Origin of the sequence: Roseateles oligotrophus (assembly GCF_014204525.1) — a bacterium.
GTDB classification, from domain to species: domain Bacteria; phylum Pseudomonadota; class Gammaproteobacteria; order Burkholderiales; family Burkholderiaceae_C; genus Paucibacter_A; species Paucibacter_A oligotrophus_A.
Window position 1 is genome coordinate 28,686 of record NZ_JACHLP010000012.1, and the last position, 13,191, is coordinate 41,876.

Consider the following 13,191-nt stretch of genomic DNA (forward strand, 5'->3'; position numbering starts at 1 on the left):
CGCGAACCGGGCGCTCATCGGCGCTTTTCCCTTGACCTTGACCGAGGAGTGTTTTGCGTGAACAAGCGTTTGAAAACCATCGCGGCCCTGCTGCTGAGCGCGGCCGCCGGCCTGTCGCAGGCGGCGCAGTACGACTTTGCGGGCGGCCTGTCCTTTGACAATAGCGTGGCCAGGATCCAGTTCAGCGTCAGCAGCGCCGTTGCCGACTTCAAGTTCTGGACCGACTCCTTCAATAGCGGCACGAATTTCGACCCGGTGATCCAGCTCTGGTCCATGAGCAGCCCCACGAGCGGCGTGCTGCTGGGTGAGAACGACGACTTCAGCGGCCCCGCCATGGCCGGCCAAAGCAGCGCCGACGCCACGCTGCGCCTGGCCAGCCTGACGGCCGGCAACTATCTGCTGACCATCGTGGCCAGTCCCAATTTCGCCAATTCCGCCTCCTATGCCGATGGCTTCGCCCTGGACGGCGCCACACCCGGCGCCCTGCAAGGTCTGCCGGGCTACACGGCCCATATCAGCGCCGATGGCAATGGCCTCAATGTGACGGCCGTGCCCGAGCCCGGCACCTGGGCCCTGATGCTGATGGGCGCGGCCGGCCTGGCCCTGAGCCAGCGCAAGCGCAAGGCCTGAGGGCCCGGGCCGGACGGCCCGCTGTCCTCTGCTGTACCCCGATGAATCTCGCTGCATCCAGGCTTCCCGGCCTTGATGCGCCCGATGTTTTCTGCAAGGAATGAGCGATGCAACACAAGGCAATCAAGAACAAGCGCGCCCTGCTGGCCACCAGCGTGGCGCTGGCGCTGTCCACCCTGGCGCTGTCCGCCGCGGCCCAGACCAGTCCCAAGCTGGGCCTGGGCCTGCGTGAGCTGGCCGCCCAGCAGCAAGGCCTGAGCGCCGCCAACAGCCGCACGACGGCGCTGGCCGGCAAGCAGGCCTTGCGTGCGGGCGATGCCCTGCTGTTCGACGCCCAGGAGCGGGTGCGCGTCAAGGTCACGCTGGACGGCCAACAGCCCCTGCCGGCGGTGCTGGCCGCCACCGAAGGCCTGGGCTCGCGCGTGCTGGCCTCCAGCGACAAATACCGCAAGGGCGTGCTGACGGCCTATGTGCCCGTCGGCGCGCTGAACAGCCTGGCCGAGACCGCGGGCGTGCGCTCGGTGGTGCTGGCCCTGGGCCTGGAAACCAATGTGGGTGCCACCACCTCGCAGGGCGCACCGGCCATGCGCACCGATCAGGTCAATGCCCAGGGCATCACCGGCGCGGGCATCACCGTGGGCGTGATGTCCGACAGCTATAACACCAGCACCAATGCCGTCAAGGCCGCCAACGATGTGGCCAGCGGCGACCTGCCTGGCGCCGGCAACCCCCTGGGCAACACGGCCGAGGTGGTGGTGGTGAAGGACCAGGCCGGCGGCAGCGACGAGGGCCGGGCCATGGCCCAGATCGTCCATGACCTGGCGCCGGGCGCCAAGCTCTGCTTCGCCACGGCCTATAACACCGAGGTCGACTTCGCCAACAATATCCGCGCCCTGGCCGACAAGTCCGGCGCCTGCAAGGCCGATGTCATCGTGGATGACATCATCTATCTGGCCGAGCCCTTCTTCTCCGACGGCATCGTTGCCCAGGCGGCCGACGAGGTGGCGGCGGCCGGCGTGCCTTACTTCTCCTCGGCCGGCAATCGCAGCGCCAGCCAGGGCTATCTGTCGGACTTCCGTTCGGTCAGCAAGGCGGCGGCCACCACCGCCGGCCAGAGCGTCAACCTGGCCCTGATCGCCGACGCCGACAGCAGCGGCGGCTTCCACAACTTCAATAGCGGCGCGGGTGCGCCCGATGTGTCGCAGACCATCCAGTTCGGCGCCAACGGCCGGGTGGTGTTCCAGTGGAACGACCCCTTCGATGCGGGCAGGGTCACGACCGACTACGACATCTACCTCTTCAATGCCGCGGGCACGGCCATCGTCTATTCCTCCAAGGACGACAACCTGGCCACCGACCAGCCGCTGGAATACATCTCCGCCCCGGCCGCCACCTACCAGTTGGTGGTGGTGCGCAAGGGCGCGGCCCCGGCCACGCCGGTGGCGAGCAAGCTGCGCTATGTGCTGTTCGGCTCGGTGGTGAATGCCGAGTATGTCGACTACAACACCCCCGTCACCTATGGCCACAACTCGGCCGCCGGCGCCATCGGCACGGCCGCCATTCCCTGGTTCCAGACCTACCAGCCCGAGTCCTTCACCTCGCCCGGCATGGTGCGCATGTATTTCGACCGGGCCGGCAACCGCCTGGCCGAACCCGAGGTGCGCATGAAGCCCGATGTGGCCGCCATCGATGGCGTCAACACCACCTTCTTCAGCTCGGACTCTGCCGAGGACGCCGACACCTTCCCCAACTTCTTCGGCACCAGCGCGGCGGCTCCCCATGCCGCGGCCGTGGCGGCCCTGCTGCTGCAGAAGGCCGGTGGCCCGGGCTCGCTGACGCCCGCCCAGGTGCGCAGCGTGCTGCAGAGCACGGCCCTGCCGCACAGCCTGCAGCCCAATCTGGTGGAGGCCGTGGCCATTGCCGGGGCGGCCAAGGTGACGGTGTCGGCCGAGGGCAATGGCGACACGCCCAGCTCCTTCAACCCGAATGCCTTCAAGCTGTCCATGGTGGCGCCGGCTGGTTACACCTTGCAGAACGTGGTGCTGGACCTCAGCACCGCCAATGCCGCCCGGGTGCGCCTGGGCGTGCCCGCGCCGGGCATGTTGTTCGATCCGCGCGCGGCCACCACCGGCTACCCGCTGACCCTGGGCGCGCTGAAGAATATCAGCGCCGGCCAGATCAGCTTCAGCCGCGCCGGCGTGCTGGCCAACACCCAGTTCGACAAGCTGACGGTCAATTTCACGGCCGGCGCTTTCGGCAACAAGAGCAGCATGGGCTTTGGCGTCGACCGGGACGAGCGCGCCACCGGCGGCGGCGGCAATGCCGCCGATCTGCTGGCCGGTGCCACCGTCAGCGGCGTGGTGGCGGTGCCGGGCGGCGGCACGATTCCCTTCAGCACCACGCTCAAGCCAAGGCAGTTCGCCAAGGGCTTCTCGCCCCTGGATGGCTTCGGCTTGATCGACGCGCTGAGCGCCGTCAACGCGGTCAATCCGCTCCCGACCAAGTCGGCCCGCTGAGGCTCTGGCCTAGGTCTGGCTCAGCGCCTGCAGCACCCGCTCGGCCGTGGCGGGTGCGTGCAGCAGCGGGTCGCAGCCCGCCGGCCCGCAGGCCGCCACAGCATCCTTCAGGGCCAGCAGCACGGCAAAGCCCAGCAGCAGGGGTGGCTCGCCGACGGCCTTGGAGCAGTGGATGCTGTCGGCCGCATTGGGCTGGGCGTAGAGACTAACTCTAAAGTCGGGCGGCATATCGTTGGCCGTCGGGATTTTGTAGGTGCTGGGGGCGTGGGTCCTCAGCAGGCCGGAGTCGGGATGCCAGACCAGCTCCTCGGTCGTCAGCCAGCCGGCGCCCTGCACAAAAGCGCCCTCGACCTGGCCGATGTCCAGCGCCGGGTTGATGGACTGGCCGGCATCGTGCAGCAGGTCGGCGCGCAGCATGCGGTTCTCGCCGGTCAGCGTGTCGATGAGGACCTCGGCCACGGCGGCGCCGTAGGCGAAGTAGTAGAAGGGCTTGCCCTGCAGCTTCTCGCGGTCCCAGCACAGGCCGGGCGTGGCGTAAAAGCCCTCGCTCCACAGCTGCACTCTTTGCAGATAGGCCTGGGCGACCAGCTCGCGAAAACTCAATCGCCGCTCGCCCGCGCCAATCTGGCCCTGGGCAAAGCACACATCGGCTTCGCTGCAGCCCAGCAGCTTGGCCGCCACGGGCAGCAGGCGCTGCTTGATGCGCCGAGCCGCATCCTGGGCCGCCTTGCCGTTCAGATCGCTGCCGGTGGAGGCGGCGGTGGCCGAGGTGTTGGCGATCTTCTGCGTGTCGGTGGCGCTGCAGCGTACCTGGGCCATGTCCAGGCCCAGCTCCTGCGCCACCACCTGGGCCACCTTGGTGTTCAGGCCCTGGCCCATCTCGGTGCCGCCATGGTTCACCAGCACCGAGCCGTCGGTGTAGACATGGACCAGGGCGCCGGCCTGGTTGAGGTGGACCACATTGAAGGAGATGCCGAACTTCACCGGCGTCAGCGCCAGGCCTTTTTTCAGCAGGGGGCTGCTGGCATTGAAGGCGGCAATTTCGGCGCGGCGGGCGTGGTAATCGCTGCTGGCGATCAATTGCTCGGTCAGCGCGTGTAACTGGTTATCTTCCACCGTCTGGCCATAGGGCGTGGTGTTGTGCCCAGCTTCGTCACGGTAGAAATTGCGCTGCCGAACCAGCAGCGGGTCCAGCTGCAGGCGGCGTGCCACCGAGTCCAGAATCATCTCGATGGCCAGGGCGCCTTGCGGCCCGCCAAAACCGCGGAAGGCGGTATTGCTCTGGGTATTGGTGCGGGCGCAAAAGCCGTGCATGGCCACATGGGGCAGCCAGTAGGCATTGTCGAAATGGCAGAGCGCGCGCGCCATCACCGGGGCGGACAGATCGGCCGAGTGGCCGCAGTTGGCGATCAGCTCGACCTCGGCCGCCAGGATCTGGCCCTGCCCGTCAAAGCCGAGCTGCCAGCGGTAGTCAAAGCCGTGGCGGCGGCCGGTGATGAGGAAGTCGTCATCGCGGTCCAGGCGCAGCTTGACCGGCCGGCCCAGCCGGTGCGCGGCGATGGCGGCCACGCAGGCGAACAGGGCCGACTGCGACTCCTTGCCGCCAAAGCCGCCCCCCATGCGCCGGCACTGCAGCTGCACGGCATGCGCCTGCCAACCCAGGGCGTGGGCGACCAGTTGCTGCATCTCGCTGGGGTGCTGGGTGGAGCAATGGATCAGCAGGCTGTCCTGCTCCTGCGGCAGGGCGTAGCTGATCTGGCCTTCCAGATAAAACTGTTCTTGGCCGCCCACGCGCCATTCCCCAATCAGGCGATGCGGCGCGGCCTGCAGGGCGGCGGCGGCATCGCCACGGCTCAGATGCATGGGCGGGATCACGTACTGGCCGGCGGCATGGGCCTCCAGCGCCGTCAAGACCGGTGGCAGGGCCTCGCACCGGATCGCTTGCCTGGCCAGCGCGGCCGCACGCCGCGCCAGCTCGCGGCTGCTGGCGATGATGGCGAACACCGGCTGGCCCAGATAACTCAATTTTTCGGCGGCAAGAATGGGGTCGTCATGCAGCAGCGGGCCGCAGTTGTTCTCGCCCGGAATATCGGCCGCCGTCAGCACCGCCACGACGCCGGGCTGGCGGCGCAGCAGTTCCAGATCGATGGACAGTAGGTGGCCATGGGCTATCGGCGACAGGCCCAAGGCCGCATGCAGCGTGCCCTGCAGCTCCGGCAAGTCATCGCAGTAGCGGGCCTCGCCCGAGACATGCAGGGCGGCGGATTCGTGCGTGCGGTTTTTTCCGACAGCGCTCATGCTTGGCTCCTGAGCTGCCAGATCCGGCTTTGTTGCGCCAGCAAGGGCTGCTCCGGTCGCGTCTCCAGCCACAACTTGTGCATCAGGTTTTGCGCCACCCTGAGGCGGTAGTCGCTGCTGGCCCGCATATCGCTCAGGGGCTGGAAGTCCTGACTCAAGGCTTGAGCGGCAAGCGCCGCCGCCTCGGCCGACCAGGCTTGGCCCAGCAAGGCCGCTTCGGCGGCGGCCGCGCGCTTGACGGTGGCAGCCATGCCGCCAAACACCAGGCGGGCCTGACGCACGGTTTGATCGGCATCCAGCTGCAGGGCGAAGACGGCGCAGAGGGCGGAGATATCGCTATCAAAGCGCTTGCTGATCTTGTAGGCGCGCAGCGGCTGATTCGCTGCGGGCAGGGGCAGGTGCAGGGCTTCGACAAACTCGCCGGGCCGCAGCGCGTTCTTCATATAGTCCAGATAAAAGTCCTGCAAGGGCAGGCGGCGCTGCGCGGCGCTTTGGCGCAGCACGATGTCGGCGCCCAGGGCGATCAGGGCCGGCGCGCCGTCGCCGATGGGCGAGCCATTGGCGATATTGCCGCCCAGGGTGCCGGCCTGGCGCACCGGCGGCGAGGCAAAGCGCAGCCACAGCTCGCGCAGCTCGGGCGCGGCCTCGCTGAGCGCGGCCCAGGCCTGTTCCAGCCGGGCGCCCGCGCCTATCCACAGGCCGGGGCGGCTATCCGCCCAGGGCTCGCTGCGGATCTCGCGCAGCGCGGCGACGGCACCCAGATAAATGAGCTCGCCCAGATCGCGGAATTGCTTGTTGTGCCAGAGGGCTATATCGGTGCTGCCGGCCAGCAGCCGGGCCTGGGGCAGGGCCAGGCGGAGTTCGGCCAGTGCCGCCAGCGAGCGGGGGGCGTGGAAGTGGTCGATGCGCTGTTGGAATGCCGGGTTGGCCGCGGCGTAATGCAGGGGTGGGTCTTGCTGCAGCTGCTGCAGCGCGGCCGTGATGGGGGCGCTGTTGATGCGCTGCTGGGGCCGCTCGAACATGGCCTGGCCGGCATCCAGGATGGGCCGGTAGCCGGTGCAGCGGCAGAGATTGCCGGCCAGATCGTCGGCCAGCTGCTGGCGCGTGGGCCGGCTGCCGGCCTCGCAGTGGCGCTCGTAGCAGGCTTGCAAGCTCATCACAAAGCCGGGGGTGCAGAAGCCGCACTGGCTGGCGTGGCAGTCCAGCATGGCTTGCTGGACCGGGTTGAGCGCCTGGCTGCTGCCCAGATCCTCCACCGTCAACAAGGCCAGGCCGTCCAGCGTGGGCAGGAACTGGGTGCAGGCATTGACATTGCGCAGCTGCAACTGGCCGTCCACCAGCTCGCCCAGCAAGACGGTGCAGGCGCCGCAATCGCCCTCGGCGCAGCCTTCCTTCGTGCCCGTGCAGTGCGCGTGCTCGCGCAGCCATTGCAAGACCGTGGTGCTGGGGGCCAGGTCTTGCACCGAGCGGATCTCGCCGCCTTGGAAGAAGCGGATGGGACGCGGCGCGATCGTTGTTGGGGGGCTTGTGCTCATGGGGAAAGGCCAGGGCTGCGGGCGCAAAGATATAGGATGCCACGGTATGTCATTTGCCGCCGCCTCCACCCCCTCTGTTTCCCCAACTAGCAGATTGGCCCTGCGTGGCGATTTGCTGGACTTCGTGGCTCAAGCTGAATGGGGTGAGCTGGAAACTTCCGCCCTGCGCTTTCAGCCCGATCACTGGCTCTTGATTGAAAACGGCCGTGTGCAGGGCACGCAAGCTCAGGCGCCCGATGCGGCCGAGGGTTGGGACTTGCAGGACTTCAGTGGCCGACTGATCCTGCCGGGCTTTATCGACAGCCATGTGCATTGCCCGCAGCTGGATGTGATCGCCTCCTACGGCGCGGAGCTGCTGGACTGGCTCAATACCTATACCTTCCCGGCCGAATGCCGCTACGCCGATCCGGCCGTGGCGCAGCAGGGTGCCCAGCGTTTTCTCGATGCTTTGCTGGCCCATGGCACGACGGCGGCGGTGGTCTTCCCCACCGTGCACAAGGTGTCAGTCGAGGCCTTGTTCGCGGCCGCCGAGCAGCGCGGCATGCGCCTGATCACCGGCAAGGTCTTGATGGACCGCAACGCCCCGCCGGCCCTGCTGGACGATGTGCAGAGCGCCGAGCGCGATTGCCTGGACCTGATCTCTCGCTGGCATGGCCGGGGCCGCCTGGCCTATGCGGTGACGCCCCGCTTCGCCCCCACCAGCACGCCCGCGCAGCTGGCCATGGCCGGTGCCCTGTGCCGTGCCGATGCCTCGTTATTCATGCAAACCCATGTGGCCGAGAACCGGGATGAGGTGCGCTGGGTGGCGGAGTTATTCCCCACCGCACGCAGCTATCTCGATGTGTACGAGCGGGCCGGCTTGCTGCACCCCCGTGCCTTGCTGGCCCACGGCATCTGGCTGGACGAGGCGGACCGCCGGGCGTTGGCGCGCAGCGGGGCGCAGCTGGTGTTCTGCCCCTCGTCCAATCTATTCCTGGGCAGCGGTTTGTTCGACTGGCCGGCGGCGCATCAGGCCGGGGTGAATATCAGCCTGGCCAGCGATGTGGGCGGCGGCAGCAGCCTGTCCATGCAGCGCAATCTGCTGGATGCCTACAAGGTGCAGGCGCTGGCGGGGCGGCGCATGACGGCCTGGTCCGGCCTCTACGCCGCCACCCGCGGCGCGGCCGAGGCCCTGGGTTTGGCGCAGGAGATGGGGCATTTCGGCGTCGGTACACTGGCCGATGTGTGCGTGTGGGATTGGGCACAGGGCCCGGTGGCCCGGGCGCGGGACGAGGTCGTGCGGGGTCTGCACGAACGCGTGTTCGCCTGGATGTGCTTGTCTGACGAGCGCAATCTGCTGCGCAGCTATGTGTCTGGGAAAATACGCTATTCACGTGACGAAGGCATGAAGGGCTGAGCCCTGTTTCTTCGCTGCCGTCTCTTCGCCCTCAGCCCTTTCTTTTCGATGAAACCACGCCTGGAACTCAGCGGCATCAGCAAGCAGTACCCGGCCGTCAAGGCCAATGACGGGGTCAGCCTCAGCGTGAGCCCGGGGCAGATCCACGCCGTGCTGGGCGAGAACGGCGCCGGCAAATCCACCTTGATGAAGATCATCTACGGCGCGGTCCAGCCCGACGCCGGCGAGATCCGCTGGAACGGCCAGGCCTTGGCGCTGAAGAGCCCGGCCGAGGCCAGGGCACTGGGCATCAGCATGGTCTACCAGCATTTCTCGCTGTTCGACACGCTGACCGCGGCCGAGAACGTCTGGCTGGGTCTGGACAAAACGCTGAGCCTGGCCGAGGTGATTGCGCGCATCCGCAAGCTGGCGCAGAGCTACGGCCTGGAGGTGGACCCCATGCGGCCGGTGCACACCTTGTCGGTGGGCGAGCGCCAGCGGGTCGAGATCGTGCGGGCCTTGCTGGGCCGGCCCCAGCTGCTGATCCTGGACGAGCCCACCTCGGTGCTGACCCCGCAGGCGGTGGAAAAGCTGTTTGCCACCCTGCGCCTGCTGGCGGGTGAGGGCTGCTCCATCCTCTACATCAGCCACAAGCTGGACGAGATCCGTGCCCTCTGCGATCACTGCACGGTGATGCGGGCCGGCAAGGTCACAGGCGAGTTGGACCCGCGCGCCAGCAGCAATGCCGAGCTCTCGCGCCTGATGATAGGCAGCGAGCCGCCGCCGCTGCGCGCCGCACCGGCCGCCGCGGCGCGCAAGAGCGAGCTGCCGGCCCTGGCCCTGCGCCGCCTGAGCCTGGCCAAGTCGCAGGCCTTCGGCACCACCCTGGTCGATCTGGAACTGGAGCTGCGCAGCGGCGAGATCCTCGGCGTGGCCGGGGTGTCGGGCAATGGCCAGCAGGAGTTGATGGCGGCGCTGTCGGGCGAGGACCCGCGCGGCGAAGCGGGTTCGGTGCAGCTCTTCGGCCAGGACATCGCCCGCAGCAGCGCGCGCAAACGCCGCCATCTGGGCCTGCACTTTGTGCCGGAGGAACGGTTGGGGCGGGGCGCGGTGCCCGATTTGTCGCTGGCGCAGAACACCTTGCTGACGCGGACCGAGAGCGTCGGCCGCTGGGGCTGGATCCGGCTAGGCCAGGTCCAGCATCTGGCCGAGAGCTTGATCGCCCGCTTCAATGTCCGCGCCGGTGGCGCGGGTGCGGCGGCGCGCAGCCTGTCGGGCGGCAATCTGCAGAAATTCATCGTCGGCCGCGAGATCTCGGCCGCGCCCAAGGTCTTGATCATCGCGCAGCCGACCTGGGGCGTGGATGTGGGCGCGGCGGCGCAGATCCGCGCCGAGTTGCTGAAATTGCGCGATAGCGGCTGCGCCGTCTTGGTGCTGAGCGAGGAGTTGGACGAGTTGTTTGAGATCAGTGATCGCCTGGTGGTGATGGCCCAGGGCCGTCTGTCGCCGGTGCTGCCCATCGCGCAGGCCAATCGCGAGTTGGTGGGCGAGTGGATGAGCGGGCTGTGGCAGGCGGGCCAGCAGGGAGGGGCTCGATATGTTTAAGCTGGAAGCGCGCCCCCAGCCTTCCAAGCTGATGGCCCTGGCCTCGCCGCTGATGGCGCTGGCCCTCACGGTGGCGCTGGGCCTGGCCTTGTTCCTGCTGCTGGGCAAGGATCCGTTGCGCGGCCTGCAGATGTTCTTTTGGGAGCCCATACGCAGCGCCTACGCCTGGAGTGAGCTGGGCCTGAAGGCCACGCCGCTGATCCTGATCGCCCTGGGCCTGGCCCTGTGCTTTCGCTCCAATGTCTGGAATATCGGGGCCGAGGGCCAGTTCATCATCGGCGCCCTGGCCGGGGGCTGGGTGGCCATGCAGGCCGATGCGGGCTCCAGCCGCGTCCTGCTGGTGACGGCGATTCTGCTGGCCGGCAGCCTGGGCGGCATGGCTTGGGCCGCCATCACGGCGGGCCTGCGCTCGCGCTTCAACGCCAACGAGATTCTGGTCAGCCTGATGCTGGTCTATGTGGCCGATCTGCTCTTGAGCTATCTGGTCTACGGGCCCTGGAAGGACCCGGCCGGCTACAACTTCCCGCAGTCCATCAGCTTTTTGGCGGTCAGCAAGATCCCCAAGCTGATCGAGGGCACGCGCCTGCATATCGGCGTGCTGATCGCGGCCGGCGCGGTGCTGGCCATGTGGGTCTTCATGTTCCGCAGCTATGCGGGCTTTGCCCTGCAGGTGGGCGGCCTGGCGCCGGCGGCGGCGCGCTATGCGGGCTTTTCTTCACAAGGGGCGTTGTGGACGACCTTGCTGGTCTCGGGCGGCCTGGCCGGCCTGGCCGGGGCGCTGGAGGTGGCGGGGCCGCTGGGCCAGTTGACGCCCTATGTGCCGGCGGGCTACGGCTTTGCCGCCATCATCGTGGCCTTTGTCGGGCGTCTGCATCCGCTGGGCATTGTGTTCTCGGGCCTGTTGATGAGCATGTTCTATATCGGCGGCGAGCTGGCGCAGTCGCGCCTGGGCCTGCCCAAATCCATCACCGGGGTGTTCCAGGGCCTGCTGCTGTTCAGCCTGCTGGCCAGCGACACCTTGATCCATTACCGCTTGCGCCGGGCCTCTGGGCCCCAAGCCAAATAAGGAGTTCGCGTGGAGTCTTTTGCACTCTTGATCGCCGCCTCCTTGAGCGCCGGCACCTTGCTGGCGCTGGCGGCCTTGGGCCTGCTCATCAACGAGCGGGCCGGCATCGTCAATCTGGGCGCCGAAGGCATGATGCTGGTGGCGGCCATGGTGGGTTTTGCCACCGCGTTTCATACCGGCAGCGATGCGCTGGCCCTGGTCGCCGGCATGGGGGCGGGCGCGCTGATGGCGGCGTTGTTCGGCCTGCTGGTGATCTGGCTGAACACCAATCAGTACGCGGCCGGCCTGGCCCTGAGCCTGTTTGGCGCCGGCTTTTCGGCCTTTGCCGGCATCCGCTACACCCAGGAAAAGTTGGGGCCGCGGGCTTTGTTTGAAATTCCCGGCCTGGCGGACGTTCCCCTGCTGGGCCAGGCCTTGTTCAAGCAGCATCCGCTGGTTTATGGCGCCATGTTTTTGACGGCGGCCGTCGCCTGGTTTCTGTATCGCTCGCGCGCGGGCCTGGTCTTGCGCGCCGTGGGCGAGTCGCCCGAATCGGCCCACGCCCTGGGCTACCCGGTGCGGCGCATCCGGCTGGCCGCGGTGATGGCGGGCGGGGCGCTGTGCGGCCTGGCCGGCGCCTATGTCTCGGTGATCTACACCCCGCTGTGGGTGGAGGGCATGATTGCCGGCAAGGGCTGGATCGCCCTGGCGCTGACGACATTCGCCACCTGGCGGCCGGGGCGCATCCTGGCCGGCGCCTATCTCTTCGGCTTTGTCACCATGTTGCAATTCCATCTGCAGGGCCAGGGTGTGGCCATCGCCAGCCAGTTTCTCAGCATGCTGCCCTATCTGGCCACCATCACCGTGCTGGTGCTGATCTCCAGCAAGGCCAGCTTCATACGCGCCAATATGCCGGCCTCGCTGGGCAAACCGTTTTTTCCGGGGTCTTGACCCATTTTCTTCAGGAGAAACCATGAATCCATTCAAATCACAAGGCCAACTCGTCCTGGCACTGAGCGTCGCTGCGGCCCTGGTGGCTTGCGGCAAGAAGGAGGAGCCGGCTACGGTCCAGGCTCCTTCGGCCCCGGCCGCGGCGGCCAAGGCCGAGCCCTTGAAGATCGCTTTTGCCTATGTCGGCCCGGTGGGTGACGGTGGCTGGACCTTTGCCCACGACAATGCCCGCAAGGCGCTGGAAAAGGAGTTCGGCGACAAGATCTCCACCAGCTTCGTCGAGAAAGTGCCCGAGGCGGCCGATGCCGAGCGGGTGTTCCGCGATATGGTGGGTCAAGGCAATAAGCTGATCTTCGGAACCACCTTCGGTTATATGGAACCCATGCTCAAGGTGACGCCGGATGCCAAGGATGTGAAATTCGAGCATGCCACCGGCTACAAGCAGGCCGAGAACCTGCGCAGCTATGACTCGCGTACCTATGAGGGCGCCTATCTGGCGGGCGTGATCGCCGGCAAGATGAGCAAGACCGGCACTCTGGGCGTGGTGGGCTCCATCCCCATCCCCGAGGTGATCCGCAATATCAACAGCTTCACGCTGGGCGCGCAGACGGGCAATCCGAAGATCAAGGTCAAGGTGGTCTGGGTCAATAAGTGGTTCGACCCGCCGCAGGAAACCGAGGCCGCCCAGACCCTGATCAACGGCGGTGCCGATGTGCTGATGCAGAACACCGACTCCAGCGCCGTGCTGCAGACGGCCGAGAAGAACGGCAAGTACGCCTTCGGCTGGGACTCCGATATGACGGCTTATGGCCCCAAGGCCCATCTGGGTTCGGCGGTCATCAACTGGGCGCCTTACTACATCGCCACGGTGCGGGAAGCCTTGGACGGCAAGTGGACGGCCGGCCCTGGCAAGCATTCCTGGTGGGGCGTCAAGGAAGGCGCCATCGATCTGGTCTCGATTGCCGATGCCGTGCCGGCCGAGGTCAAGGCCGAGGTCGAGAAGATCAAGGCCGGTTTGAAGGAGGGGAGCTACACCATCTGGAAGGGCCCGCTGCTGGCCCAGGACGGCAAGGAAGTGCTGAAGAAGGACGAGGTGGCCGACGACAAATTCCTCTCCGGTATCAACTTCTACCTCAAGGGTGTGGAAGGCAAGCTGCCGGGCAGCAAGTAAGCGCAGCGGCCCTCTCCCTTGGCGAGGGCCGCCTGCTTTGGCAAACAGCTCCGCGTCCGGCGGAG

9 protein-coding genes are annotated in these 13,191 nt (G+C 67.3%); 7 read left to right on the forward strand and 2 right to left on the reverse strand.

Going from position 1 to position 13,191, the window contains the following annotated elements; all coding sequences use genetic code 11:
- Window positions 1–57: 57 nt before the first annotated feature.
- Both HNP55_RS21960 and HNP55_RS21965 read left to right on the forward strand, forming a co-directional pair.
- A complete protein-coding gene (locus HNP55_RS21960; protein ID WP_184304226.1) occupies window positions 58–630 on the forward strand; it encodes a DVUA0089 family protein in 573 nt (190 codons plus the stop codon).
- Between the two features lie 107 nt (window positions 631–737).
- The gene (locus HNP55_RS21965) at window positions 738–3,146 is read left to right on the forward strand and encodes a S8 family serine peptidase (protein WP_184304228.1); all 2,409 of its coding nucleotides are present in this window, start codon (window positions 738–740) and stop codon (window positions 3,144–3,146) included.
- Between the two features lie 9 nt (window positions 3,147–3,155).
- Here the strand turns inward: HNP55_RS21965 and xdhB are convergent, their stop codons facing one another.
- Window positions 3,156–5,444 carry a xanthine dehydrogenase molybdopterin binding subunit gene (xdhB, locus tag HNP55_RS21970; RefSeq protein ID WP_184304230.1) on the reverse strand — a complete coding sequence of 763 codons (2,289 nt, stop codon included), beginning with the start codon at window positions 5,442–5,444 and terminating at the stop codon, window positions 3,156–3,158.
- The gene (xdhA, locus tag HNP55_RS21975) at window positions 5,441–6,979 is read right to left on the reverse strand and encodes a xanthine dehydrogenase small subunit (protein WP_184304232.1); all 1,539 of its coding nucleotides are present in this window, start codon (window positions 6,977–6,979) and stop codon (window positions 5,441–5,443) included. The genes xdhB and xdhA overlap by 4 nt, the downstream gene beginning before the upstream one ends.
- A 46-nt stretch (window positions 6,980–7,025) precedes the next feature.
- On the opposite strand from xdhA, the gene guaD reads away from it, so the two are divergent.
- Genes guaD through HNP55_RS22000 form a run of 5 tightly spaced genes read left to right on the forward strand, consistent with a single transcriptional unit; the run spans window position 7,026 to window position 13,126 of the window.
- Window positions 7,026–8,375 carry a guanine deaminase gene (gene guaD, locus HNP55_RS21980; protein ID WP_184304234.1) on the forward strand — a complete coding sequence of 450 codons (1,350 nt, stop codon included), beginning with the start codon at window positions 7,026–7,028 and terminating at the stop codon, window positions 8,373–8,375.
- A 48-nt stretch (window positions 8,376–8,423) separates the two neighbouring features.
- Window positions 8,424–9,959, forward strand: a complete 1,536-nt coding sequence (locus HNP55_RS21985; protein ID WP_184304236.1) for an ABC transporter ATP-binding protein — start codon at window positions 8,424–8,426, stop codon at window positions 9,957–9,959.
- Window positions 9,952–11,025, forward strand: a complete 1,074-nt coding sequence (locus HNP55_RS21990; RefSeq protein WP_184304238.1) for an ABC transporter permease — start codon at window positions 9,952–9,954, stop codon at window positions 11,023–11,025. Before HNP55_RS21985 ends, HNP55_RS21990 begins: the two co-directional genes overlap by 8 nt.
- A 9-nt stretch (window positions 11,026–11,034) precedes the next feature.
- Complete coding sequence (locus HNP55_RS21995; protein WP_184304240.1) at window positions 11,035–11,955, forward strand: ABC transporter permease subunit; 921 nt, start codon at window positions 11,035–11,037, stop codon at window positions 11,953–11,955.
- Window positions 11,956–11,977: 22 nt separating this feature from the next.
- Entirely contained in the window at window positions 11,978–13,126 is a 1,149-nt protein-coding gene (locus tag HNP55_RS22000; protein WP_184304242.1) for a BMP family ABC transporter substrate-binding protein, read from the forward strand.
- Window positions 13,127–13,191: the final 65 nt, after the last annotated feature.